The organism is Stenotrophomonas maltophilia group sp. Smal13, from assembly GCF_030236855.1.
Lineage (GTDB): Bacteria > Pseudomonadota > Gammaproteobacteria > Xanthomonadales > Xanthomonadaceae > Stenotrophomonas > Stenotrophomonas maltophilia_A.
The window spans coordinates 1-23,749 of the sequence record NZ_JASJSQ010000077.1 but is presented as its reverse complement, the minus strand read 5'-3'; the positions used below and the strand labels follow the sequence as shown (position 1 = coordinate 23,749).

Sequence of the window (23,749 nt, the reverse complement as noted above, 5' to 3'; positions counted from 1 at the left end):
GGCGCGGCCGGGGCGGCGCCGGGGTGGCGATTTTAGCGCCATTCGGGGCCGGGACGTCGGCACCGGCCGGCCGGCGTCGAAATCAGCCCTAAAGTTGGCAGGATTTTTGCAGATAACCCAATAGCACCCACCGTGGCTGGCGCCGTAGGCGCCCGTGACCGGAATTGGAACAGGGGCCGGTACAGGCGCACGGTGGGGGAGCAGAGGGCCGGCAGTCGGGGGACTGTCCGGCCCTGTTTTTTTTGGCTGCCGGGAAGGCGCGATCCACGCATGGCGTGGATCCACTGACGCTGGGGCTCTCGCCGGTTGGGGCGCCCCGGCAAAACAAACGGCCCCGCGCTGCGGGGCCGTCTGCCTTCAGAGGTGCCGACATCCGACAGGGCCGGAACAGGGGGGATCCAGATGTTCCTGTCGGATATCGACGTAGAGCTTTTTGCGGCGGCCCGTGTCGTTTTTGTCACTTTGTGACGCGGGCCGTCACTGGTCCCGTAGAGTGCGGCTTGGACCGTGTGAAATGCAATACGGTTCAGCGCTCAACTGTGCGCTGCGTCCCACGATCCATGTTGCGCCAGGGGGAGCCGTTCATCCTCGGCGCACTGGGCGCCGGGGCCGGACGGGCCTGCGGCGGAGGTGCCGACGGCTGGATGTTCGATTGCGGCGGGCGACGCATCGAGTCCATGTTCCGCCACGGCGAACCGCCGTTGTACGACGGCCGCGACGGCGGCGGACGGTTCTCGCCACCGTTGCCGGGCGGGCGCGGCGGCGGACGGTGGTTGTGCGGCGGGCGGTAGACCGGGCGCGAGTAGTACGGGTTGCCATAGCCGCCGTAGTAGCCGCCATAGCCACCGTAGTACGGGTAGCCGTAGTTGTAGGGATAGCCGGCCGGGTAGCGGTATTCCACCGACGGCGCACCGTGGTAGTAGCTGCCGCTGCGGCCACCGCCGACATAGTCGTAGGTGGTGCAGCCGGTCAGGGCCAGCATCAGGCCACCGGCAAGCATCAGGCGCGTTTTCATGGTGGGTCCCCCCAGAGGACGGGTTGTGCAGTCAGCTTCGTGCGCAGGCGTTGAATCGGCCCTTAACTTCACTGGCCAGGATGAATGGAGGTGAAGGCCCTCATGCTGGCATGACCTGTGCCGGGGTCGCCAGCGTGGAGCCATACGTTAATCTTGCGTCATGAGCGATTCACTGTTGCCCCGTGCCGATGATGTCCTGGCTGCCGCTGCGCGGATCGCGCCGCACGCCAGCGTGACCCCGGTGCTGCGCTCGCGCACGCTTGATGCGCTGGCCGGCGCGCAGCTGGCGTTCAAGGCCGAGCATCTGCAGCGCGGTGGCGCATTCAAGTTCCGCGGCGCCTGCAATGCGGTGTGGTCGCTGGATGCCGATCGCGCCAGTGCCGGCGTGGTCACCCATTCCTCCGGCAACCACGGCGCCGCCCTGGCCCTGGCCGCGCGCACCCGTGGCATTCCCTGCCACGTGGTGGTGCCCGAAGGTGCGGTGGCGGCCAAGCTGGCCAACATTGCCCGCCACGGTGCCACGCTCTGGCGTTGCCCGCCGACCATCGCCGACCGCGAGGCCACCTGCGCCAAAGTACAGGCTGATACCGGCGCCACCCTGGTCCACCCCTATGCGGACCCGGCGGTGATGGCCGGGCAGGGCACCGCGGCACTGGAACTGCTGCACAGCGACGGCCCGTTCGATGTGCTGGTGGTGCCGGTGGGCGGCGGTGGCCTGGCCAGCGGTACCGCCCGGGCCCTGCAGCTCGCCAGCCCGCAGACCCGGCTGGTGCTGGCCGAACCGGCCGGCGCCGACGACACCGCGCGCTCGTTGGCCGCAGGCGAGCGCCAGGCGGCCGTCACCCCGGACACGATCTGCGATGGCCTGCGTACCCTGATCGGCGCACCCAACTTTGCGTTGCTGCGTGCGGCCGGTGCTGAGGTGATCGTGGTCGATGATGCCGCGACGATGGCGGCGATGCGCCTGCTGTGGGAGGTGCTCAAGCAGGTGGTCGAACCGTCCTCGGCCACCGTGCTGGCCGCGGTGCTGGCACAGCCGCAGCGGTTCGCCGGCCTGCGCGTGGGCCTGGTGCTGTCCGGCGGCAATGTCGACCTGCCCGCACTACGCTGGGGGACGCCGTGAGCCGCGACCGGCATCGTCCTCGTACCGGCCTGCTGGGCTGGCTGTGGCGGCTGTTCGTGGTGCTGGTGATCTGGCTGCTGGGCGTGACCGCCTGGATCGTCTGGGTCGGCGAGCGTGACCAGGCCGCCAAGGCCGACGCCATCATCGTGCTCGGTGCGGCGGCCTATGACGCCAAGCCGTCGCCGGTGTTCGAAGAACGCATCCGTCATGGCCTGGATCTCTATGAAGCCCGGTACGCACCACTGCTGATCTTCACCGGCGGCTACGGTGGTACCGGCGCGCGCTTTTCCGAATCGCAGGTGGCGCGACGCTATGCGCTCAAGCACGGCGTGCCGGACGATGCGATCCTGATCGAGACCGCCTCGCGCAACACCGTGCAGAATCTGGTCGAGGCCAAGCGGCTGATGGACCAGCGCGACCTGCACCGGGTGATCATCGTCAGCGACCCGCTGCACATGGCGCGCGCGCTGCGCCTGAGCAAGGCGCTGGGCATCGATGCGCTGGCCTCGTCCACGCCCAGCACGCGCTTCCGCAGCTTCCACACCAGCTGGCGCTTCCTGGTGCAGGAAATCTATTTCTTCCACCGCGACCTGGTGCGCCCGCCGCTGAGTTCGCCGGCCAATACCTGAGGCGGGTGCCTGCATTTGGGTGGGTGCCGACCTTGGTCGGCACACTGCTGGCGGCACCGCGATCTGATGGGGTGTGCCAACCAAGGTTGGCACCTACCGGAGCGATTCGCGTGCGGTGTGGAATGCGGTAGTGCCGGCCGCTGGCCGGCAGATGCCCACCATGGAATCGTGAGGTTGCCGGCCAGCGGCCAGCACCACCGGACGATCAGGTCTGCTTGCGCCGGATCGGAATCGCCGACACCGGTACCGAGGCCACGTCATGCCCGCCTTCGCGGATCGGTGCGCCCGGGTCTGGTGCCCAGGCGTGGGCATAGATCACTTCCCAGCTGCTGGGCAGCTTGCCGTCGGCGCGCCGCATCGGTTCGTACGCTGCTGCCGCGGCGGCGAAACGGCCACGTCCGGTCAGCGTGTGGCGGCGGTCCACCCGCGCATTGGTCGCGCCCATCGCGCGCAGCTCGCGCATCAGCGAGGGCAGGTCATCGTAGGTCAGGGTGAACAGATCGCGGTCCAGCACCGGGTCGCGGAAGCCGGCCATCATCAATGCATCGCCGAACTGGGCGATCTGCGCGAAGCGGCTCACGTGCGGGCGGTCATCGGCGGCCGCGAAGGCCTCGTTGAGTTCGACCAGCGTGTCCGGGCCGAAAGTGGAGCACAACAGCAGGCCACCGGGCTTGAGCACGCGACGGAAGCCGGCAAACACCGCCGGCAGGTCGTCCACCCACTGCAGGCACAGGTTGCTGAAGATTACGTCCACGCTGTTGTCGGCCAGCGGCAGCGCGGCGGCGTCGCCGCACAGGCGCTGGAACGGCTTCCACCAGCCCGCCTGGCGCTTGGCTTGGTCCAGCATCGGCAGCGCCACGTCCAGCGCGATCACCTGCGCCTTCGGCCAGCGCTTCTTCATCAGCGCACTGGCGTGGCCGGTGCCCGCGCCAATGTCCAGCACCACCTCGGGCTTGCGCGCCTCCAGGTAGTCCAGCGATTCGATCAGCCGCGCCTGCACCTCGCGCTGCAGGGCGGCGGCGGCGTCGTAGCTGTTGGCGGCGCGGGCAAACGCGCGGCGGACATGGCGGGCATCGAAGTGGGACGGCATTGCGAAAGTCTCTTAGAACGTACCGGGGTAGGCGCCGCCGTCGATCAGCAGGTTCTGCCCGGTGAGGTAACCGGCCTGTGCGCTGCACAGGAAGGCGCAGGCGGCGCCGAATTCGTCCGGCGTGCCGAAGCGGCCGGCGGGAATCTGCTGGCGGCGGCGTTCGGCCACTTCGCCGGCATCGCCGTCCTTGCCCGCAGTGTGGGCGAAGTTGGCGCGCAGGCGGTCGGTGTCGAACTGGCCCGGCAGCAGATTGTTGATCGTGACGTTGTGCGCCACGGTGCGGCGCGACAGGCCGGCGACGAAGCCGGTCAGGCCGCTGCGCGCGCCGTTGGACAACGCCAGGATGTCGATCGGGGCTTTCACCGCCGACGAGGTGATGTTGACGATGCGGCCGAAGCCACGCGCGATCATCGCGTCGACGGTGGCGCGGATCAGCGCGATCGGCGCCAGCATGTTGGCGTCCAGCGCGGCAATCCAGTCATCGCGCTCGAAATTGCGGAAGTCGCCCGGCGGCGGGCCACCGGCATTGGTGACCAGGATGTCCACCTGCGGGCAGGCGGCCAGTACCGCGGTGCGGCCGGCCTCGGTGGTGACGTCGGCGGCGACCGCGCGCACCTCGGCAGCGCCGGGCAGGGCGCGCAGTGCTTCAGCGGCAGCCTGCAGGGCGGCTTCGCCCCGGGCCACGACCACCACGTTGACGCCCTCGCGCACCAGCGCACGCGCGCAGCCAAGGCCCAACCCCTTGCTTGCGCCGCAGACCAGTGCCCAGCGGCCGTTGATACCCAGATCCATGCGTCAATCCTGCGGAATTCGGAGGGGGCTCATTGTCCGCCATCGGCCGGTGACAGGCCGGCAACGAAGTGTTGCAGGGCCGCGGCGACCTCGTCGGCATGGCCGAGGAACGGCGCATGGCCGCCGTGGGCGATGGTCAGCGCCTGCCCGCCCGGGGCCAGTGCCGCAGCGGCCTGCATCGCCGTCGGCGACACCAGCCGGTCACGCTGGCCGGCGATCCACAGGCTGGATTTGCCCAGCGTCGGCAGCGCGCCGCGCAGGTCGGTGCTTTCCAGCAGGCGCAGGCCTTCCAGCAGGGCGCGTTCGGTGGGTGCACCGCGCTCGACCAGGCGCTGGCGCAGCGTGCGCAGCTCCTCGCGGGCGTGTGCCGAGCCCATCACATCCAGCGCCAGGAAGCGCTCCAGGGTGCCGCCGAAATCGCTGGCCAGCTCGCGTCCGAACTGTTCGAACACCGCCGGTTCTACTGCATGCGGCCAGTCGTCGCCACGCACGAAGCGCGGCGTGGCCGCGATCATCGCCAGCCCGCGCACTTTCGGCAGCGTTGCGGCCGCGTGCAGCGCAAACAGGCCGCCCAGCGACCAGCCGCACCACACCGCCGGCGGCGTGGCCGCGGCAATGGCGTTGACCACGAACGGCAGGCGCAGTGGCGTGGTGTCCTCGCGGCTGTGGCCATGGCCCGGCAGATCAACCAGATGCAGGGTGAAGCGATCGGCCAGGCGTTGCACCAGCGGCGCGAACACGCCGCCCTGCAGGGCCCAGCCATGGATCAGTACCAGGTCCGGCCCCTGGCCGGTGACGTCGATATGCATGGGAAAACGGCAACAGGCTCAGGCAAAGACCGGCAGCGGCGGTGGCGCGGCCTCACGCGCGGCCAGGTCGACGCGATCGCGCGCGCTGGCAATGGCTTCGACCACGCCACGCACCTGCTCGGGGGTGTGCAACGCGGACAGGGTGACGCGCAGGCGCGCCTTGCCTTCGGGAACCGTGGGCGGGCGGATCGCGCCGACCAGCCAACCGGCCTGTTCCAATGCCTTGGACATCGCCACGGCGCGGTGGTCGTCGCCACACAGCAGCGGCTGGATCGGCGTTTCCGAGGCCATCAGGTCCAGGCCATGGCGGCGGGCTTCGCCGCGGAACAGCGCGATCAGGTCGGTCAGTTTAGAACGCCGCCAGTTGTCACGGCGCGCCAGGCGCACCGCTTCCAGTGCTGCGGCGGCCAGCGGCGGCGGCATCGCGGTGGTGTAGATGTAGGGGCGCGCGGTTTCGGCCAGGTGCTCGACCAGGTCGTCGCGGCCCAGCACCAGCGCGCCGGAACCGCCCAGTGCCTTGCCCAGCGTGACCAGCTGCAGCGGCACATCGTCCACGCCCAGCCCGGCAGCCGCGACCGCGCCACGGCCATCGCCCACCACGCCCACGCCATGCGCATCGTCCACATAGAACAGCGCCTGCTGCAGACGTGCCACAAGCGACAATGCACGCAGCGGTGCGATGTCGCCATCCATGCTGAAGACACCATCGGTGGCCAGCATCGCCGCGCCATCGGGCGCGTGCTTGAGCTGGCGCATCGCACCTTCGGCATCAAGGTGCGGATAACGGCGCAGGCGCGCACCGGCCAGCCGCGTCGCATCGAGCAGGCTGGCGTGGTTGAGCTTGTCCTGCACGCACACATCGTTCTCTTCGCTCAGCAGCGCCTGCTGCACGGCCAGGTTGGCGGCGAAGCCGCTGCCGAACAGCAGCGCGCGCGGGTAGCCCAGCCACTCCGCCACTTCGCGCTCCAGCGCCTCATGCAGGGCGTGGTGGCCGCAGACCAGATGCGAGGCACCCGCGCCGGTGCCTTCGCGTGCGGCCGCATCCTGCAGTGCATTGACCACGCTGAACTGCTGGGCCAGGCCCAGGTAATCATTACTGCAGAAGCCGGTCAGCCACTGGCCGTCCACTTCCAGGCGGACGCCGTCACGACGGGTGACCGTGCGCCGCGTGCGGCGACGGCCTTGGGCATCGCGCAGGGCGCGTTGGGCGTGGAGGCGGGCGGTCAGGTCGGGGCGGGCCATGGTGGCTGAATGCGACGACGGGGCGGCTAGGGTAGCGCGTTGCCGCGACGCCTGCTTGCGGCCCGTCTCAGGCCGCGTGAGCGCAGCCACAGCCGGGTGCATCGGCGCTGATATCGGCGTGCACGGTGCCGCCGTGGTCGTGGCCCTCGGCATCCACCTGCACCGCCATCGGCTGCAGTCCCAGCCGCGCGAACAGCGCCAGGTCACGCTCGCTTTCCGGGTTGCCGGTGGTCAGCAGCTTGTCGCCATAGAAGATCGAATTGGCACCGGCCAGGAAACACAGCGCCTGCAGCTCATCGTTCATCGCCTCGCGCCCGGCCGACAGCCGCACCATCGAGCGCGGCATGGCGATGCGAGCCACCGCGATCATGCGCACGAACTCGAACGGGTCCAGCTCGGCACTGCCATGCAGCGGCGTGCCGGCCACCTGCACCAGCTTGTTGATCGGCACCGAATCGGGATGCGCCGGCAACGTGGCCAGTGCCAGCAGCAGGCCGACACGCTGCGCGCGCGTCTCGCCCATGCCGACAATGCCGCCGCAGCAGGTCTTCAGACCGGCATCGCGCACGTGCTCCAGCGTATCCAGGCGGTCCTGGTACTGGCGCGTGTGGATGATCGAATCGTAGTAGTCCGGCGCGGTGTCGAGGTTGTGGTTGTAGTAGTCCAGGCCGGCGTCCTTCAGCGCACGTGCCTGCTCGCCACTGAGCATGCCCAGCGTGGCGCAGGTCTCCAGGCCAAGCGCCTTTACCCCGGCGATCATTGCCGCCACCTTCGGAATGTCGCGGTCCTTCGGCGATCGCCACGCGGCACCCATGCAGAAGCGCGAGGCACCGGCGGCCTTGGCCTGGCGTGCCTTGGCCAGCACTGCCTCGGTCTCCATCAGCTTCTGCGCGTTCACGCCGGTGCTGTAGCGCTGCGCCTGCGGGCAGTACGCGCAGTCTTCCGGGCAGCCGCCGGTCTTGACCGACAGCAACGTGGAGACCTGCACCTGCGATGGGTCGAAATGCTCGCGGTGGACCGCTGCGGCGCGGAACAGCAGCTCGGGGAACGGCAGATCGAACAGCGCCTGCAGTTCGTCGTGTTGCCAGTCGTGGCGGATGGCAGCAGCCATGGCGGGACCTTGGGTACGAATGGAGCGAGGGCGGCAGTGTGGGTGGGTGTGCCCGAGCTGTCAACTTAAATATTCTTTTATGGTTTACAGAAATCGACCGCCGGAAATGCACGCTACGGTGTAACTTCATTGCTGCATACGGACTCGCGAGCATGTGCCATGGACAGCCACCAGCCCTACCCGATCCGCCGCGATGCGGTGCTGTGCAGCCTGGCCGAACTACCCGACGGCGGCCTGCGCGTGGTGATGGATGATCTGCGCCAGACGGGTGAACCCGGGCACTGGCAGAACCGCATCTTCGTGACCTTCAAGGACTACGCGGCGGGGCAGCTCGATCCGTCGACGCTGCCGGACGAGGAGTTGCAGGCGTTCGGCCTGTACGTGCTGGTTCGCCTGCTGGCCATCAATGGCTGCCTGCGCGACACCGAGGAGGAGCCCGACAGCGATGCCCACCTTACCGAGCAGCAGCGACAGAACATCGCCGCGCTGACCGACGAGGACATCGCCTGGATCGATGCGCAACTGCTTTCCCACTGCGATGGGCAGTTCCGGAAAATCGCCTTCATCGTGGGCAACGCGATGTCGCTGGACCCGCAGCGCCGCGCCGGCATTGCCGATGTCTTCTACGCCCAGCGCGTGCGCAAACTGGTCGCGCGCGGCGTACTGGAAGCGCAGGGCGACCTGGCGCGCATGCGCCATGGCGAAGTGCGCATCCGGCAGCAGCCCTGACCGCACCGCTACACTGGGCCACCCAGCACAGCAACGGCCATGAATCTGCCCCGCTTTCCCTGCCATCCCGCCCTCGTCAGCACTGGCAGCGTGGTGGCCGTCGATACGCCGAGTGTCTGCTGATGAGCACCGGATCGGGCGCAATGCCGCCAGGCGGAAAGCTGCTGATACTCGACCTGGACGAAACGTTGGTGCACGCAACCGAGCGCGAACTGGAGCGGCCGGCGGACTTCCGCCTTGTCGGCTACCACGTCTACCTGCGGCCGCACCTGCAGGCGTTCCTCGACTATGCCTTCGCCCATTTCACGGTGGGGGTGTGGACGTCTTCCGCGCAGTTGTACGCAGAGCCGCTGGTGGCCCGCCTGATGCCGGGCCGCCCGCTCGCATTCCTGTGGTCCGCGCAGCGGTGCAGCACGGCGCGTGACTGGGACACTGGCGGCTATGCGTCGCAGAAGCGGCTGGGCAAGCTGAAGCGTCACGGCTTCCGGTTGGAGCAGATGATCGGTATCGACGACACGCCCAGCAAGTACGCCAGAAACTACGGAAACCTGGTCGAGGTGCGTGAGTTCACCGGTGATGCGAGCGATGATGAGTTGGCACATCTGCCGCTCTATCTGGAGTGGCTGCGGCAGCAGCCCAACGTGCGCAGCGTGGAAAAGCGCCGGTGGCGGGAGCGCCTGCCGGACTAGCGGTGCACGCACGGGGCAGGCTGTCAGCAGGATCCATGGACGGGCATTTCACCGCATCCTGCAAGGCCTTCAGCCACAGTAGCCGCTGTCCGCCTTCCTCCGCAGCGTCCAGACTGCCCCGCATGACCGATCTCCATCGCCTCCGCGGCCGTATCACCGCGCTGGTTCTCAGTGAGGCCTGGCGCCGCCGCGCCGCACTCTGGGGCGGCGCCGTGGCCGTGGCTCTGGTGGCCATCCTGTTCGCCAAGGCCAGCGACGCGGCCTACCACCTGTTCCAGCGCATCACCTCGCATTCGCCGTGGTGGGCCCTGCTGCTCACACCGGGCATCTTCGCGCTGCTGGCCTGGCTGACCTCCGGTGTGCTGAAGCCCACGCGGGGCAGCGGCATTCCGCAGGTCATCGCCGCACTGGACAAGCCGGATGAGTCGTTCCGCAGGACCAATCTTTCGCCCGCGGTCTCAGCCGGCAAGCTGCTGCTGACGTCGTTGTCGCTGCTCGGTGGCGCGTCGGTCGGGCGCGAGGGACCCACCGTGCATGTGGGCGCCAGCCTGATGTACCTGTTCGGCCGCTGGTTCGGCTTCAAGGATCCACGCGAGCTCTCGCACTTCCTGCTGGCCGGTGGTGCAGCGGGCATTGCGGCGGCGTTCAACACGCCGCTGGCCGGCATCGTCTTCGCCATCGAGGAGCTCAGCGGCCGTTTCGAGCATCGGTTTTCCGGCACCTTGCTGACCGCAGTGATCGTCGGTGGCGTGGTGTCGCTGGGCCTGCTCGGCAACTACACCTATTTCGGCCATGTAAGCGCGCGGCTTCCGCTGGGACAGGGCTGGCTGGCGATCCTGCTGTGTGGCGTAGTGGCCGGATTGCTGGGTGGATTGTTCGCGCGCGCGGTGCTGGCCAGTGCCGCGGGCCGCCCGCGTTGGCTGGGCCAGCTGCGGCAGCGGCATCCCGTCCTGCTGGCAGCAGGCTGCGGCCTGGTGGTGGTGGCGCTGGCGTTGACGTTCGGCGAAGGGGCGTTCGGCACCGGCTACGAACAGGCGCGCAGCCTGGTGCAGGGGCAGGCGATGGTGGGCCATGAATTCGGTCTGATGAAGCTGCTGGCGAATCTGGCGTCCTACGTGGCGGGTATCCCCGGTGGCCTGTTCTCGCCGGCGCTGGCGGTCGGTGCCGGCCTTGGGCATAACCTGGCGGTACTGATGCCGGGCGTGGATCCGCGAGCATTTGTACTGTTAGGCATGTGCGCCTATCTGACCGGCGTCACCCAGGCACCGCTGACCTCGGCGGTGATTTCGCTGGAGCTGACCGACAGCGGCGACCTGCTGCTGCCGATCCTGGCCACGGTGCTGATCGCGCGTGGTGTGTCCGGGCTCGTGTGCCGGGTGCCGATCTATCGTGGTCTGGCGGAGTTGTTGATGATGCCGGCTGCGCCGCCGTCGGATGCTGGACATCGCGAACGTCCTTCCTGACGGGGACGCGATGACGGATAGCACCGACGCCGCAGCACGTGCTTCGCCGATGGCGAAGCCAGCGCAGCGATGGAAGGCTGGCGCATGCGCATCAACGTCCTGCACCTGGCAAGCACCGTCCCCCGTGCGCTGCTTCGCGTTCTGTTGCCACTGCGGTGCCTGGTCTGCGGCGACCCGGGCCACGATGATCTTGACCTGTGCTGCGCCTGCCTTGCCGACCTACCGTGGTCCGGACGCGCCTGCCTGCGTTGTGCACTGCCGTTGCCGGATGTGGCCCTGATCGTCTGCGGCAGCTGCCGCGAGGAAGCACCACCACAGACGGCCACCCATGCCAGCCTGTTGTACCTGCCGCCGGTCGACCAGCTGCTGGTGCGCTACAAGTTCCATCAGGACCTGGCGGCTGGTCGCCTGCTGGCGCAGCTGATGCAGCGGGCACCACCGCCCTGGCCCTGCCCGCCGCTGTTGCCGGTGCCGCTGCATCGCCGCCGCCTGCGCCAGCGTGGCTACAACCAGGCCGCCGAGCTGTGCCGGCTGCTGCCGATGCCGGTCTGGCACGGGCTGTACCGGCGGCGGCATACCGCACCGCAGTCCGAACGCACGGCCGAACAGCGCCGAGAGAACCTGTTTGATGCGTTCGATGTACGCGGTCCGGCGCCACCGCGACTGACCGTGGTCGACGACGTGATGACCACTGGCAGTACGGTGATGGAGATTGCCGAAACACTGCGCTGCGCAGGCGCAGAAGAAGTGCGCGTGTGGGTCTGTGCGCGGGTGCCGTGATCGCTCTCTTCATCGCCGGGGGCTAGGATGAGGCCGGTTCCGGACTGAAGGAGTGGCCATGAATTCCCCCCTGTCTCCCTTGCTGTCAGCGGTTGCACGCAGCTGGTGGATCCTGCTGCTGTATGGGCTGGTTGCGCTGGGCTTCGGCATCGTTGCCGTCGGCTGGCCGCTGTCGGCGGCGATGGCACTGGCGTGGACGCTGGGCGTGATGGCCATTGTCGAAGGGGTGATCAGCCTGTTCGCACTGGTCAGCGGAGGCAGTGGTGCCTCGCGCGGCTGGCTGGCGCTGTATGCCATCGCCTCGCTGGGCTTCGGCATCCTGGCGGTGATCAATCCCTTGGCCACCGCCAGCGTGCTGGTGCTGTTCCTGGCGGCATGGCTGCTGGTGGCCGGTATCTATCGCATCGTGTTCGCGATCCGGGTGCGCAAGCAGATCCAGGGTGAGTGGCTGCTGATTCTCAGCGGCGTGCTGGCGGTGGTGCTGGGCCTGCTGTTCGCTGCCAATCCGTATGCAGGCGTGGCGGTGACCACGCTGTGGATTGGCATCGGCAGCCTGCTGTACGGGCTGTTGCAGGTGCTGGTGGCGTTCAAGCTGCGGAAGCTGAAGTGAGGGTTGCGCGTCCGCTCCTGCTGGGCGCGGCGCTGGTGCTGGCCGGATGCATGCCGGGTGCCACGCCCGGTGTGCTGGCAGGCAAGGATCATGCGCCGCGCGCCGGCGTGGATGTGCGCCTGAGCGCGGTCGATGCAGACGGCAAGGGCACCCAAGCGCAGTGGCAGGGCGAGACCCTGGCGCTGCGCGAGCCGCCGATTGCCGGCAGCGCAGATATCGCCGATGTGCGCTACGTACTGGACGAGGGCCAGCAGCCGGGTCTGCGGATCCGCTATCGGCCAGAGGCACGCCAGCGCATCCATGATGGCACGGCGGCGCTGGTGGGCCAGCGGGCGGCGATCAGCGTGGATGGCCGCGTGCTGATGGTGGCGACCGTGCAGGGACCGTTCGGCGAATCGATGATGCTGAGCGGGCTGTCCAGCGTTGCCGAAGCACAGGCGCTGGCCAGGCACATCACAGGCGAATGACGGGCACGCCTGCAACCCCGCGCTGCGCGCGGAGGTCGACCCAGGTCGACCGCTACCGGGCAAAGCGAGCTTCGATCTCCTCTAGGGATTTGCCCTTGGTCTCCGGCAGCCAGAATGCGGCCACCAGGAAGAACACGAAGGTGCATGCCGCCCAGAATACGAACATGCTGGCATAGCCGTAGTGGCCCACCGTCGGCAGGAAGATCGCGGCGATGGTGGTGGACACGAACTGGTTGATCAGTAGCGCGATGCTCATGCCATTGGAGCGGATGCGGTTGGGCATCAGCTCCGACAGCGCCAGCCACACGCAGACGCCGGGGCCGACCGCGAAGAACGCGACGAACACCAGGATGCAGGCGGCCACCGCCCAGCCGTGGGCCGGCGGCGGCACCGGGCCGATGCGTGCCTGCTCGATGTGCAGCGGTGCCTGCGCGGCCTTGGCCGGGTCGGCGAACGGGTTCAGATGCAGCTTGCGGAAGAACGCGCCGATCACACTGTCCGGCTGCACGGTCCCGGCACGCTCGATGCGCAGCTCGCGGTCGGTCAGGCTGTCGCTGCGCAGGGCGCGCACATTGGTGAAGTCACCGTAGGCGTACGACACGGTCAGCTGCATCGGCCGGCCTTCGCTGTCGATGCCACCGCCCAGGCGCTGCCACTGTGCGTCGTCCAGCACCAGCTGCAGGCTGTCGCCGCTGACTGCGGCCTGCAGGTGTGGCTGCACGTCGGCACGGCCGCGCTCGGCCTGGAAGAACAGGGTGGCGGCGGCCAGCAGGGCCACGCAGATGCCGCCGCTGCCGAGCATCAGCAGGAACTTGCGGCCCTTGCGGTCGACCAGCAGCAGCGCGACCACGGTCATCACCGCGTTGAGCAGCTTGATCGCCACGTCGGCGCCGTTGGCGACCGAGCCGGACAGGCCGGCCTGGTTGAGGATGTTCACCGCGTAGGCCAGCACCGAGTTGATGCCGGTGGCCTGGGTGCAGGCCAGCACCACGCAGGCCAGCACGAACGGGACCACGTAGCGGCGGCTGAGCAGCGGGTCACGTTTGCCATCGTTGCTGCTCGACTCCGGTTCCTGGATCTGTGCAAGGGTGGGTTCCACCTGCGCCGCAGGCAGCACCCGCTGCAGGCTGCGGCGGGCGTCGTCGACGCGGCCGCGGCGCACCAGCCAGCGCGGCGATTCGGACAGCCAGAAGATGCCGGCGCAGAACAGCAGGCCTGGCGCCAGGCAGCTCCAGAAGATGGTGCGCCAGGCGTGGTCCTTCACCGTGAACAGCTCCTGCGCCTGCTGCGCCAGCGGCAGCGAGCGCACGGCTTCGGCGGCGGCATCCACCGCATGTGCGTGGTACAGCCCGATCAGTGCGGCCAACACCAGGCCGATGGTCAGCAGCAGCTGGAACATCGCCGCACCGCGTCCACGTCGCTCGGGGCTGAGCACTTCGGCCAGGTACAGCGGCACCACCACGCCGATCAGGCCACCACTGACACCCTGCAGCAGGCGGCCCAGCAGCAGCGGTGTATACCCCGAGGCCAGCGCCATGATCGGAATCGAGGCGGTGAACAGCAGGCCGGCCAGCAGCATCGCGCCGCGGCGGCCGATCAGGTCGGCGACCATGCCGGCGAACAGCGACGACAACACGCTGCCCAGCAGTACCGCCGCCACCACGAAGCCGAGTTGCTGGCTGCTGAGCTGCCACGCGTGGCTGGCGGTGGCTTCAAGATAGGGCAGGGCACCGGCGATGATGCCGATGTCGATGCCGTACAACAGGCCACCGAGGCCGCCGATGAAGAGCAGGTAGCGTACGGGCCAGCGCGGAGCGGTGGAAGCGGGTACGGCAGGTGCGGCGGCTGCGGTCATCGGCGTATTCCTGGAATAACGGGGATGGTGCGTGGCTGAGGCATTTCGCTTGCGCGCTTCATGTAGGCCGAGCCATGCTCGGCTTGCCGCGCGAAGCACGGCGCGGACGTCATCGATGTCGGTACGAAAAGCAGCCGGGCATGGCTGGGCTCTACAGCAATGCGCGGCTCAGTTCAGATCGACCACGCGCCCGCCAATGACCACCCGCTGCAGGCGCAGTTCGGCGTCCAGCACCACCAGGTCGGCGCGGGCGTCGGGCGCGATGCGGCCGCGATCGCCCAGGCCCAGGTAGTCGGCCGGGAAGGTGGAAACGCGCTGCGAGGCGTCGGCCAGCTCCAGGCCGACGCGCACCAGGTTGCGCAGCGCCTGGTCCATGGTAAGGGCGCTGCCGGCCAGCGAACCCGTGGCCAGTCGCACGCAGCCGCCGCACTTGTGCACGCGCTGCTCGCCCAGCGCGTACTCGCCGTCGGGCATGCCGGTGGCGGCGGTGGCATCGGTTACTGCGTACAGGCGCGGAATCGCACGCGCGGCCAGGCGGATCACGCCGGGATGGATGTGCTGCAGGTCGGGAATGATCTCGGCGTACTGTGCATGCGCCAGTGCTGCCGCCGCGATGCCCGGGCGATAGTGATCGACGCCGGTCATGCCGTTGAACAGGTGAGTGAAGCCGGAGGCACCGGCCTGCAGCGCGGCCACGCCCTCTTCATAGGTGCCGGCGCTGTGCCCGAGCTGTACGCGGATGCCCATCGCCGAAAGCGCGGGTATCAGTGCGGTGTGCTCGCCGATTTCCGGAGCCAGCGTCATCACCCGGATCGGCGCCAGCGCGTGCAACTGCTGAACCAGCGCCAGCGTCGCCTCGATCGTACGATTGGGCTGTGCACCCAGCCGCTTCGGGCTGATGAACGGTCCTTCCAGGTGCACGCCGACGATGCTGGCGGCGTCGGCATCGGGCGCCGCCATCGCCGCAGCGACGCCGTGCAGCGCGTGCTCGATCTCATCCAGGCCGGCGGTCATGGTGGTCGCCAGCAGTGTGGTGGTACCGAAGCGCAGATGGGTGCGTGCGATGGTGCGCGCGACATCGCCACCCTGCATCAGGTCCACGCCGGCCGCACCATGCACGTGCAGGTCGATGAAGCCGGGCAGGATCAGCGGCAGCTGCAGGTCGTCAGCGCCGCTGTGGTCATCCACCTGCAGCTGGCGCACATGTGAATCGAAGTGGACGTGGCCACGCCGCCAACCCAGCGGGGTGAGGATGCGGCCGTGCAGGGAGCGGGTGTCGGTCATGCGGGAGGCTCGGCGATGATCACTTCGATGCCCAGCCGCTGCAGCCCTTCGCGGGTTGCGTCGTCGATGCCGGCGTCGGTGATGATGGCGTGGATCTGGTCGAGGCGGGCGATGCGGTGCAGGCTGACGCGGCCGAACTTGGAGGCGTCGGTCAGCACCACGATGCGGCGCGCGCGCTCGACCATGCGGTGGTTGAGGCGGGCTTCGGCCTCGTCGTGGGTGGTCAGGCCGAACTGCAGGTCCAGGCCATCCACGCCCAGGAACAGGGTGTCGAAGCTGTACGAGTTGAGGCTGGCTTCGGCCTGGCTGCCCTGCAGCGACAGCGACTGCTGGCGCAGCAGGCCGCCGGTCAGCAGCACGTTGATGCCCGGTGCGTTGGCCAGTTCCCAGGCAATGTTCAGCCCGTTGGTCATCACCGTCACGTCGCGGTGCGCGCGCAGGTGGCGCGCCAGCGTCATCGTGGTCGAGCCGGAGTCGATGATGATGTTGTCGCCCGGCTGCACCAGACGCGCGGCACAGCTGCCGATGGATTCCTTCAGCGGAAGGTTCAGCGCGTCCTTCTCATGGATGTCCTGTTCCTGCGGCGGCGTGCGCACCAGGGTGGCACCGCCGTGGGTGCGGTTGGCCAGGCCCTGCGACTCGAAGTGGGTCAGATCGGCACGGATCGTCACCGCCGACACGCCGAAGCGCTCGACCAGATCGGCGACCTGCACCGAGCCGTGCTCGATCAGCAACTGCAGGATCTGTTGCCGGCGGGAGCGGGTGTTGCGCATGGCCATTCTCGGTTTCGCGGGGAAAGGTAGAGATTAGCCGTTCGCAAGAACGCTGGCAGCTGAGCTTGCGTTCTGCTTGCGGGTTCCGGCCTGGTTGGCGCTGCAGGCACGGGCGTACTCGCCCAGGCACAGGCCGATGCGGTGCTGCACCAGTGCGGTGGGGGTGTTGGCGAGCGTGCCCTCACGCACGGCGCGGTACTGCTCCGGCAGGTACTGGCTGAGCAGCACCAGTGGCGGCGCGTGCTGCTCCAGGTTGGCGAACAGGGTCTGCACCGCCTGCACCAGCGCGGGCTCGCCCCAGTAGTAACGGCAGCGGTCGCTGAAGGAGTAGCTGCGCAGCAGGCGCAGCGCGGCGTCATCGCCCTGGTAATAGGACTGCCAGTACTTCGGCTGCGCCACCATCACCTCGTCCAGCACCTGCGGCAGGCGCGAGCACTGTGCGGCCGGCAGCAGTTCGGCTTCGATCGCGGCCAGCGCGAACAGCGCCTCGCGGTAGGCGAAGGTGGCCGCCGGCCCGACCTTGAGGATCGCGAAGTGGTCGCGCACCAGCGCGTGCAGGCCGCTTTCGCGCTGGTAGTCGGTGGAATGCGCTTCGAACACGATGCGCGGCTGCTGTTCGAGGAAATCGGCCAGCGTGCCGGCGGCGGCCGCGTCGTATTCGTGCACGCTGCTGTGGTCGAAGTCCACGCCGGGCTGCACCACCATCGCGATCACGCGCTGCCACGCATCGCGCAGCTGCGGCGTGTCGAACGCCTGCTGGTGGATGGCCAGGGTCTGCGCGGCGGCGGCCGGCGTGGTCACCTGCAGGCCCTCGGCCAGCGAGGCTTCACCACCGGGAATCGGCACTTCGGTACCGATCACGTAGACCGGCGGCGGCAGGCCATGTTCGGCGGCGGTGCGTTCGGCGATCTCGGCCAGCTCGGCCGAGCGCGCGGCGACGATGGCATCGGGCAGCGGCACCGGATCGTCGGCGCAGGACATACTGCAATCCAGATGGATCTTGTGGAAACCGGCGGCGACGTAGGCTTCGATCAGCACGCGCGCGTGGGTCATCGCTTCGGCCGCCGGGCGCTTCTGCCAGGCATTCGGGCCGAGGTGGTCGCCGCCCAGGATCAGCCGCTCGCGCGGGAAGCCTTCTTCATCGGCCAGCGTGCCCACGTAATCACGGTACTGCGGCGGGGTCATGCCGGTGTAGCCGCCGAACTGGTCGACCTGGTTGGAGGTGGCCTCGATCAGCAGCACGGTGCCATGTGCCAGTGCCACGTGCATGGCCGCGCGCAGCACCTGCTCGTTGCTGCAGCAGACGCTGTACAGGCCGACGTTGGCACCGGCGCGGTGGGAGGCAAGCAGGGTCTGCAACGGGGACATGGTCAGGCTCCGGACATCAGGAAAACGAGGGTTGGCAGGCGAGCAGGGCGGCACCGCGTGCGCCGCCGGCATCGCCGAAACGCGGCGGCACGATCGGCGGTACCTGCACGCCGTTGAACAGGTGGGCGGCGATGGCCGCTGGTAGCAGCTGGTACAGCGGTGCGTACTGCGAGAGGCCGCCGCCGAGCACGATCACGTGCGGGTCCAGCGCCAGCACCAGCGCGGCCAGGCTGTGGCCAAGCAGATCGCGGTGGATGTCCAGCGCCTTGCGCGCACGTGCATCGCCGGCCTCGGCCAGGGCGATCACCGCGCTGGCGTCGGTGGCGCTGCCACCGAGGTGGCGTTCGATCATGGCCACGCCGCTGCCGGACACATAGCGCTCCACGCAGCCCTGCAGGCCGCAGCCGCAGTCCAGCAGCGGCAGGCCGTGGCGCTGCAGCAGATGGCCAGGAACGCTCCAGTGGCCCCATTCGCCGGCCAGGCCGTTGAAGCCGGACAGCAGCCGGCCCTGCAGGCAGAAGCCGCCACCGGCACCGGTGCCGAGGATCGCGCCGAACATGCTGGGGTAACCGTCAGCCGCGCCGCCGTGCGCTTCAGACAGGGCAAAGCACTGCAGATCGTTGCCGAAGTGCAGCGGACGCTGCAGGCGCGCCTGTAGATCCTGCGCCACGCATTGGCCGGTCAGCGCAGGCACGTTCGCGCTGAGCTGGCGGCCGCTGCGGCGGTCACGCACGCCGGGCAGGGCGATGCCGATGGCCGCATCGCTGCGGCCGAGGGCAGCGTCCGCCTCGGCGACCAGCGCCACCACCGCCTGCAGGAAGCCGTCGTAGTCACCCTGTGGGGTGGCCACGCGGCGGCGCCAGGTGACCTGCATCGCCGCATCGCACGCCACCAGCTCGATCTTGGTGCCGCCGATGTCGATGCCGTAGCAGGCGTGGGCGATCAGCTCAGCCATGGTGGATGGTGACGCCCTTGACGACGCGGTTGACGGTGCCGTCCGGGAACGGGTTGTCCGGGGTCAGGCCCAGCGCGGCCGAGCGCTGCAGTGCGAACAGCTGCGCAAAGCCCAGCCACACCGGTGCCAGCCACGGATCGTCGGATGCGGTGTGAAGCGGCGGCACCACAAGGGTGTACTCGTCATCGGCGCCGATGTCCGAATGCGGGCCGATCGCCAGTACCTGGCCGGCCACGCCATCGCGGCGCAGTTCTTCCAGCAGGTCCTGTTCGTAGCGGCGCGCCAGCGGCTGCACGCTGCGCAGCACCACCACCAGGGTGTTGCCATCCAGCGTCGACTTCGGGCCATGACGGAAGCCCAACGGTGTGTTGGCCAGCGCCAGCACGCGGCCAGCGGTCAGCTCCAGCACCTTCAGCGCGCACTCGCGTGCCAGTGCTTCCAGCGGGCCGCTGCCGAGGTAGATGATGCGATTGAAAGGGCGCTGCGCCAGCGCCGCCACCGGTGCATCCCACTGCGCCAGGCCTTCGCGGGCCAGCGCGGCCATCTGCTTCAGGCGCGCCACGCGCGCATCCCATGGCGAACGATCGAACACGGTCAGCGCGGCCAGCAGCATGCAGGTCAGGCTGCTGGTCATGGCGAAGGCGCGGTCGCAGCTGGCCGACGGCATCAGCAGGGTGCAGGTATCGGCACGGCCGGCGCCACGACGGGCCAGTTCGCCATCGGCATTGCAGGTGATGTCGAGGAAGCGCGCGTCATCCACGTCGCTGCGCACGCGGTCCACCGCCGCCACGCTTTCCGGGCTGGAACCGCTGCGGCCGAACGAGACCAGCAGGGTCGGGCGGTCGCGCTGCAGGTACAGCGCCGGGTGGGTCAGCAGGCTGGTGGTGTGCACCACGCGCACATCGGCTGGCCACTGCGCGTTGATCGCATCGGCCACCATCTCGGCAATGAAGCCGGAGCTGCCGGCGCCGGTGAACAGCACGCGCTGGTTGGGATCGTTGAGGCTGTCGCCAAGGAAGGCCTGCAGGCGGTCGCGGGCACGCGACAGGTCCTGTGCGAGGGCGTCCCACAGCGCGGGCTGCTGGGCGATTTCGGTAGCGGTATCGGCTCCGCCAAGGCGCTGCCAGGCGGACACATCGGAAAGCAGGGTGACGTCCATTCGGAGGTTCCAGTTGGGCCAGCGCACCATCTGTGTTTTCTTTCGAAATGTCAAATAGCGAAAGTAAAAAGAAAGAAAATGGCGTGGTGACTTTTCCCGCCGTGGAGTGCTCCGAAAAACGAAAGAACCAGCCGAATGCCGTATCGCACAATGCTTAACAGGCGCCTGCAAGCGCTTACACAAAGTATTGCGGCGCAACAACTTTCGTTTCAATGGAATATATCTTCCTTTTTCCTTTCAATTTGTTGACATCTTTCGAATCGCTGCCCTAGAGTCGGCCCAATCGCTTTCGAAACGCCCGGTGAACGGGTTGGGAGTCCGCGTGGAAATCTGCGTTCGTCGCTCGCCGCTGATGCTGGCCCTGTTGCCGGCATTGATGCTGGCGTCCATGCCGGCCCGGGCCGAGCCGGTCGGCAACCTGCGTTCGGTCAGCGCCAGCGCCAGCCGCGACGGCGTGCAGGGCTGGGATCTGCAGACCGACAAGGGCGCGCGCATCCGCATCGAGCTGCCGGCCACCGACATCATCCGCGTGCAGGCCGGCCGCAACGGCAAGCTCACCGGTGCAGGTGACAAGGCCGCACCGATCGTACTGCCGCAGCCCAAGGCGAACGTGCGGGCGCAGCTGGAAGAAGACGCGCAGGAAATCCGCGTGCGCACCGATGCGCTGGTGCTGCATGTGCAGCGGCAGCCGCTGCGCCTGCGCCTGGAGCGCTTGGACAACGGTCAGCCCACCGCGCTGTGGCAGGAACTGCAGCCGCTGGACCTGGATGCCACGCAGAGCGTGCAGGTGCTGTCCTCGCAGGCCGATGAAGGCTATTACGGTGGTGGCCAGCAGAATGGCCGTTACCAGTTCAAGGGCCGCGAGCTGGAAGTGTCCTACTCCGGCGGCTGGGAAGAGGGCGACCGCCCCAGCCCGGCGCCGATGCTGCTGAGCAGCCGTGGCTGGGGCATGCTGCGCAATACCTGGAGCGATGGCAGCTACGATCTGCGCGAGGCCGACCAGGCCACGCTGCTGCACCGCGAAGACCGCTTCGATGCGTACTACTTCGTCGGCGCCGACCTGCCGAAACTGATCGAGCGCTACACCCAGCTGACCGGTCGCCCCAACATGGTCGCGCGCTGGGCGCTGTCCTACGGCGATGCCGATTGCTACAACGACGGTGACAACAGCAAGAAGCCCGGCACCGTGCCCGAAGGCTGGAGCGACGGCCCGACCGGCACCACCCCGGATGTGATCGACAGCGTGGCCAAGCAGTACCGCGCCCACGACATGCCCGGTGGCTGGATCCTGCCCAATGATGGTTACGGCTGCGGTTACAAGCAGTTGCCGGAAACGGTGAAGGGCCTGGCCACGTACGGCTTCCGCACCGGCCTGTGGACCGAGAACGGCGTCGACAAGATCGCCTGGGAAGTGGGCAAGGCCGGCAGCCGCGTGCAGAAGCTGGACGTGGCCTGGACCGGCAAGGGCTACCAGTTCGCGATGGACGCCAACCGCCAGGCGTTCAACGGCATCCTCGACAATTCCGATTCGCGCCCGTTCCTGTGGACGGTGATGGGCTGGGCCGGCATCCAGCGCTATGCGGTGGCATGGACCGGCGACCAGAGCAGCAGCTGGGACTACATCCGCTGGCACGTACCGACCCTGGTCGGTTCGGGCCTGTCCGGCATGGCCTACGCCAGCGGCGACGTCGATGCGATCTTCGGCGGCAGCGCCGAGACCTTCACCCGCGACCTGCAGTGGAAGGCCTTCACTCCGGTGCTGATGGGCATGAGCGGCTGGTCGTCGAACGCGCGCAAGCACCCGTGGTGGTACGACGAGCCCTACCGCAGCATCAACCGCGACTACCTGAAGTTGAAGATGCGCCTGACCCCGTACATGTACGGGCTGGTGCACGAGGCTGCGCAGACTGGCGCACCGCCGGTGCGTGGCCTGATGTGGGACAACCCGCGCGATCCGCATGCGCAGGATGAAACCTACAAGTACCAGTTCCTGCTCGGCCGCGACCTGCTGGTGGCGCCGGTGTACCGCAGCCAGGCCGCCAGCCGTGGCTGGCGCCGCGACATCCATCTGCCGGCCGGCGGCTGGATCGACTACTGGGACGGCCGCCGCGTGCAGGCCGCCGCCGATGGCCGCCAGCTCGACCGCCAGGTGGACCTGGCCACGCTGCCGGTGTTCGTGCGTGCCGGTGCGATCCTGCCGATGTACCCGTCGATGCTGTTCGACGGCGAGAAGCCTCTCGATGAAGTGACGTTCGACCTGTACCCGCAGGGCGATTCGCAGTACACGCTGTACGAAGACGATGGCAATACGCGCCGCTACCAGCAGGGCGAATCGAGCACGCAGCAGATCCGCGTGCAGGCGCCGGCGCAGGGCAGCGGCCCGGTGCAGGTGCAGATTGATGCCGTGCAGGGCCAGTACAACGGCCAGCTGGCGCAGCGTGGCTATGGCCTGCGCGTGCTCAGCCGCCAGGCGCCACGCGCGGTGCAGGCCGGTGGTCGCGCGCTGCCGGCGTTGGCCGATGCGGCGGCGTTCAACAACGCCAGCGAAGGCTGGTACTTCGATGCCCAGGAGCGCCGTGGCACGCTGCACGTGCGTACCGCCACCCAGGACATCCGCCAGCCGCTGCAGCTGCAGCTGGACTTCGCGGTGGCTGCCGCGGCCGCCGACGATGCCTATCCGGCCGCGCCGGTGCTGGGCCGCGAACTGCCGGCCGACAGCCTGCTGGTGGTCAATCGCCCGGCCGAAGAACCCGGCCATGCGCTGGAGAATGCCTTCGATGATGATCCGGGCACCTGGTTCCGCAGCGTGCGCAACCAGGCCGTGCGCACCGGTGCGCACGAGTGGGTGATCGGCTTCGGCGAGCGCAGGATGATCGACGGCATCGACATCGCGCCGCGCAACGATAAGAACTGGAAGCACGGCCAGGTCCGCGACTATGAGGTCTACCTGGGCGACAGCAATGGCGAGTGGGGCGAGCCGATCGCCCGCGGCCGCCTGCAGCTGAAGGAAGGCGTGCAGCGCATCGACTTCCCGGCCCACGCGGGTCGCCTGCTGCGTTTCCGCGTGCTGAGCGTGCAGAACCCCGAAGGCGACGGCGCCAGCAGCACCGACCCGATGGTGACCGCCGCACAGGGCACCGCCCGCGCCTTCGATGCATTGCAGCCGCGCGATGTCGGCCCGATCGCCTTGTCCACCTTCCACATTCTTGAACACCAGGAACCGGAGCGACCGGCCCGGCAGCGCTATCTCTCCGAGCTGCCGGTGCCGGCCGCGCTGGCCAGCCAGGTGCGCACCGACCAGTCGTTCCGTGGCGACGCCGGCATGCGCATGAACGGCCTGCAGTTCCGTCGTGGCCTGGGCGTCGGCGCCAACAGCCGCATCGACCTGCGTCTGCAGGGAGGCTGGCACCTGCTGCGTGCCGACCTCGGCATCGACGACGCCTGCCGCACTGCCGGTGGCCTGCAGTTCCAGGTCTGGGGTGACAACCGCCTGCTGTACGACAGCGGCCTGGTGAAGGCGCCCGGCGTGGTCAAGCCGGAGCTGGACATCCGTGGCCTTTCCACCCTGAGCCTGCGCACGCTGGGTGCGCAGGGCAGCCAACCCGCCCAGGTCTGTGCCAACTGGGCCAACGCCGTGCTGATCGGCCAGGAGGGCGACTCCGCCAGCATCGTCGCCCCATGACCCCTACGTAACACCGCTCCTCCCCCCGCCCATTCCGACTACGGCCCTCATGGCCGTGGCCCGGGAGCGTTTTGCCCGCCGAACGCCCACGCGCTCACTTTTCGCGCCGCACCCCTGCCAGGAG

The 23,749-nt window shown here is 68.6% G+C and carries 21 protein-coding genes; 9 read left to right on the top strand and 12 right to left on the bottom strand.

Features of this window, described 5'->3' with window-relative positions; translation table 11 throughout:
- Positions 1-526: 526 nt before the first annotated feature.
- Positions 527-1,015 (bottom strand): hypothetical protein, encoded by a 489-nt coding sequence (locus tag QRO95_RS19760; protein WP_188486588.1) that lies wholly within the window; start codon positions 1,013-1,015, stop codon positions 527-529.
- Positions 1,016-1,175: 160 nt separating this feature from the next.
- On the opposite strand from QRO95_RS19760, the gene QRO95_RS19755 reads away from it, so the two are divergent.
- Together QRO95_RS19755 and QRO95_RS19750 are read left to right on the top strand one after the other, a co-directional pair.
- Positions 1,176-2,138 carry a pyridoxal-phosphate dependent enzyme gene (locus QRO95_RS19755; protein WP_285303284.1) on the top strand — a complete coding sequence of 321 codons (963 nt, stop codon included), beginning with the start codon at positions 1,176-1,178 and terminating at the stop codon, positions 2,136-2,138.
- Positions 2,123-2,767, top strand: a complete 645-nt coding sequence (locus QRO95_RS19750) for a YdcF family protein (RefSeq protein ID WP_188489919.1) — start codon at positions 2,123-2,125, stop codon at positions 2,765-2,767. The genes QRO95_RS19755 and QRO95_RS19750 overlap by 16 nt, the downstream gene beginning before the upstream one ends.
- Positions 2,768-2,972: 205 nt before the next feature.
- Here the strand turns inward: QRO95_RS19750 and bioC are convergent, their stop codons facing one another.
- The 5 genes from bioC to bioB all read right to left on the bottom strand — a co-directional run bounded on the left by bioC (position 2,973) and on the right by bioB (position 7,811).
- A complete protein-coding gene (bioC, locus tag QRO95_RS19745; RefSeq protein ID WP_049444172.1) occupies positions 2,973-3,857 on the bottom strand; it encodes a malonyl-ACP O-methyltransferase BioC in 885 nt (294 codons plus the stop codon).
- Positions 3,858-3,869: 12 nt separating this feature from the next.
- The gene (locus tag QRO95_RS19740) at positions 3,870-4,649 is read right to left on the bottom strand and encodes an SDR family oxidoreductase (protein ID WP_285303282.1); all 780 of its coding nucleotides are present in this window, start codon (positions 4,647-4,649) and stop codon (positions 3,870-3,872) included.
- 29 nt (positions 4,650-4,678) lie between these two features.
- A complete protein-coding gene (gene bioH, locus QRO95_RS19735; RefSeq protein WP_285303281.1) occupies positions 4,679-5,458 on the bottom strand; it encodes a pimeloyl-ACP methyl ester esterase BioH in 780 nt (259 codons plus the stop codon).
- Between the two features lie 18 nt (positions 5,459-5,476).
- Entirely contained in the window at positions 5,477-6,700 is a 1,224-nt protein-coding gene (gene bioF / locus QRO95_RS19730; RefSeq protein WP_285303280.1) for an 8-amino-7-oxononanoate synthase, read from the bottom strand.
- Between the two features lie 67 nt (positions 6,701-6,767).
- Complete coding sequence (gene bioB, locus QRO95_RS19725) at positions 6,768-7,811, bottom strand: biotin synthase BioB (protein ID WP_285303279.1); 1,044 nt, start codon at positions 7,809-7,811, stop codon at positions 6,768-6,770.
- Between the two features lie 159 nt (positions 7,812-7,970).
- On the opposite strand from bioB, the gene QRO95_RS19720 reads away from it, so the two are divergent.
- The 6 genes from QRO95_RS19720 (at position 7,971) to QRO95_RS19695 (ending at position 12,549) form a co-directional block, all read left to right on the top strand.
- Positions 7,971-8,540, top strand: coding sequence for a DUF3658 domain-containing protein (locus tag QRO95_RS19720; protein ID WP_285303278.1), 570 nt, complete (start codon positions 7,971-7,973; stop codon positions 8,538-8,540).
- 122 nt (positions 8,541-8,662) lie between these two features.
- Entirely contained in the window at positions 8,663-9,229 is a 567-nt protein-coding gene (locus QRO95_RS19715) for an HAD family hydrolase (RefSeq protein WP_285303277.1), read from the top strand.
- Positions 9,230-9,351: 122 nt separating this feature from the next.
- Positions 9,352-10,692: a chloride channel protein gene (locus QRO95_RS19710; RefSeq protein ID WP_285303276.1), complete on the top strand. Its 1,341-nt coding sequence runs from the start codon at positions 9,352-9,354 to the stop codon at positions 10,690-10,692.
- An 84-nt stretch (positions 10,693-10,776) separates the two neighbouring features.
- Positions 10,777-11,472, top strand: coding sequence for a ComF family protein (locus QRO95_RS19705; protein ID WP_285303275.1), 696 nt, complete (start codon positions 10,777-10,779; stop codon positions 11,470-11,472).
- 58 nt (positions 11,473-11,530) lie between these two features.
- Positions 11,531-12,082: an HdeD family acid-resistance protein gene (locus tag QRO95_RS19700; RefSeq protein ID WP_188486570.1), complete on the top strand. Its 552-nt coding sequence runs from the start codon at positions 11,531-11,533 to the stop codon at positions 12,080-12,082.
- Positions 12,079-12,549 (top strand): SecDF P1 head subdomain-containing protein, encoded by a 471-nt coding sequence (locus QRO95_RS19695; protein ID WP_285303274.1) that lies wholly within the window; start codon positions 12,079-12,081, stop codon positions 12,547-12,549. The genes QRO95_RS19700 and QRO95_RS19695 overlap by 4 nt, the downstream gene beginning before the upstream one ends.
- Before the next feature lie 52 nt (positions 12,550-12,601).
- Here QRO95_RS19695 and QRO95_RS19690 read toward each other — a convergent pair whose 3' ends face one another.
- The 6 genes from QRO95_RS19690 to QRO95_RS19665 all read right to left on the bottom strand — a co-directional run bounded on the left by QRO95_RS19690 (position 12,602) and on the right by QRO95_RS19665 (position 19,943).
- Positions 12,602-14,404, bottom strand: coding sequence for an MFS transporter (locus QRO95_RS19690; protein WP_285303273.1), 1,803 nt, complete (start codon positions 14,402-14,404; stop codon positions 12,602-12,604).
- A gap of 168 nt (positions 14,405-14,572) precedes the next feature.
- Positions 14,573-15,688 (bottom strand): N-acetylglucosamine-6-phosphate deacetylase, encoded by a 1,116-nt coding sequence (gene nagA, locus QRO95_RS19685; protein WP_285303272.1) that lies wholly within the window; start codon positions 15,686-15,688, stop codon positions 14,573-14,575.
- Positions 15,685-16,461, bottom strand: a complete 777-nt coding sequence (locus tag QRO95_RS19680) for a DeoR family transcriptional regulator (RefSeq protein ID WP_285303271.1) — start codon at positions 16,459-16,461, stop codon at positions 15,685-15,687. The genes nagA and QRO95_RS19680 overlap by 4 nt, the downstream gene beginning before the upstream one ends.
- A 33-nt stretch (positions 16,462-16,494) precedes the next feature.
- A complete protein-coding gene (locus QRO95_RS19675; protein WP_285303270.1) occupies positions 16,495-17,829 on the bottom strand; it encodes a D-tagatose-bisphosphate aldolase, class II, non-catalytic subunit in 1,335 nt (444 codons plus the stop codon).
- A 16-nt stretch (positions 17,830-17,845) separates the two neighbouring features.
- Positions 17,846-18,784 (bottom strand): ROK family protein, encoded by a 939-nt coding sequence (locus tag QRO95_RS19670; RefSeq protein ID WP_285303269.1) that lies wholly within the window; start codon positions 18,782-18,784, stop codon positions 17,846-17,848.
- Positions 18,777-19,943 carry an SIS domain-containing protein gene (locus QRO95_RS19665; RefSeq protein WP_285303268.1) on the bottom strand — a complete coding sequence of 389 codons (1,167 nt, stop codon included), beginning with the start codon at positions 19,941-19,943 and terminating at the stop codon, positions 18,777-18,779. Before QRO95_RS19665 ends, QRO95_RS19670 begins: the two co-directional genes overlap by 8 nt.
- A gap of 322 nt (positions 19,944-20,265) precedes the next feature.
- On the opposite strand from QRO95_RS19665, the gene QRO95_RS19660 reads away from it, so the two are divergent.
- Complete coding sequence (locus tag QRO95_RS19660; RefSeq protein WP_285303267.1) at positions 20,266-23,625, top strand: TIM-barrel domain-containing protein; 3,360 nt, start codon at positions 20,266-20,268, stop codon at positions 23,623-23,625.
- Positions 23,626-23,749: the final 124 nt, after the last annotated feature.

Coding starts and splice junctions, on each gene's coding strand:
- bioF (WP_285303280.1), bottom strand. CDS start 6,700: ATGGCCCGCCCCGACCTGACCGCCCGCCTCCACGCCCAACGCGCCCTG.
- QRO95_RS19665 (WP_285303268.1), bottom strand. CDS start 19,943: ATGGACGTCACCCTGCTTTCCGATGTGTCCGCCTGGCAGCGCCTTGGC.
- QRO95_RS19705 (WP_285303275.1), top strand. CDS start 10,777: ATGCGCATCAACGTCCTGCACCTGGCAAGCACCGTCCCCCGTGCGCTG.
- bioB (WP_285303279.1), bottom strand. CDS start 7,811: ATGGCTGCTGCCATCCGCCACGACTGGCAACACGACGAACTGCAGGCG.
- nagA (WP_285303272.1), bottom strand. CDS start 15,688: ATGACCGACACCCGCTCCCTGCACGGCCGCATCCTCACCCCGCTGGGT.
- QRO95_RS19670 (WP_285303269.1), bottom strand. CDS start 18,784: ATGGCTGAGCTGATCGCCCACGCCTGCTACGGCATCGACATCGGCGGC.
- QRO95_RS19740 (WP_285303282.1), bottom strand. CDS start 4,649: ATGGATCTGGGTATCAACGGCCGCTGGGCACTGGTCTGCGGCGCAAGC.
- QRO95_RS19720 (WP_285303278.1), top strand. CDS start 7,971: ATGGACAGCCACCAGCCCTACCCGATCCGCCGCGATGCGGTGCTGTGC.
- QRO95_RS19700 (WP_188486570.1), top strand. CDS start 11,531: ATGAATTCCCCCCTGTCTCCCTTGCTGTCAGCGGTTGCACGCAGCTGG.
- QRO95_RS19680 (WP_285303271.1), bottom strand. CDS start 16,461: ATGCGCAACACCCGCTCCCGCCGGCAACAGATCCTGCAGTTGCTGATC.
- QRO95_RS19760 (WP_188486588.1), bottom strand. CDS start 1,015: ATGAAAACGCGCCTGATGCTTGCCGGTGGCCTGATGCTGGCCCTGACC.
- bioC (WP_049444172.1), bottom strand. CDS start 3,857: ATGCCGTCCCACTTCGATGCCCGCCATGTCCGCCGCGCGTTTGCCCGC.
- bioH (WP_285303281.1), bottom strand. CDS start 5,458: ATGCATATCGACGTCACCGGCCAGGGGCCGGACCTGGTACTGATCCAT.
- QRO95_RS19715 (WP_285303277.1), top strand. CDS start 8,663: ATGAGCACCGGATCGGGCGCAATGCCGCCAGGCGGAAAGCTGCTGATA.
- QRO95_RS19690 (WP_285303273.1), bottom strand. CDS start 14,404: ATGACCGCAGCCGCCGCACCTGCCGTACCCGCTTCCACCGCTCCGCGC.
- QRO95_RS19675 (WP_285303270.1), bottom strand. CDS start 17,829: ATGTCCCCGTTGCAGACCCTGCTTGCCTCCCACCGCGCCGGTGCCAAC.
- QRO95_RS19710 (WP_285303276.1), top strand. CDS start 9,352: ATGACCGATCTCCATCGCCTCCGCGGCCGTATCACCGCGCTGGTTCTC.
- QRO95_RS19755 (WP_285303284.1), top strand. CDS start 1,176: ATGAGCGATTCACTGTTGCCCCGTGCCGATGATGTCCTGGCTGCCGCT.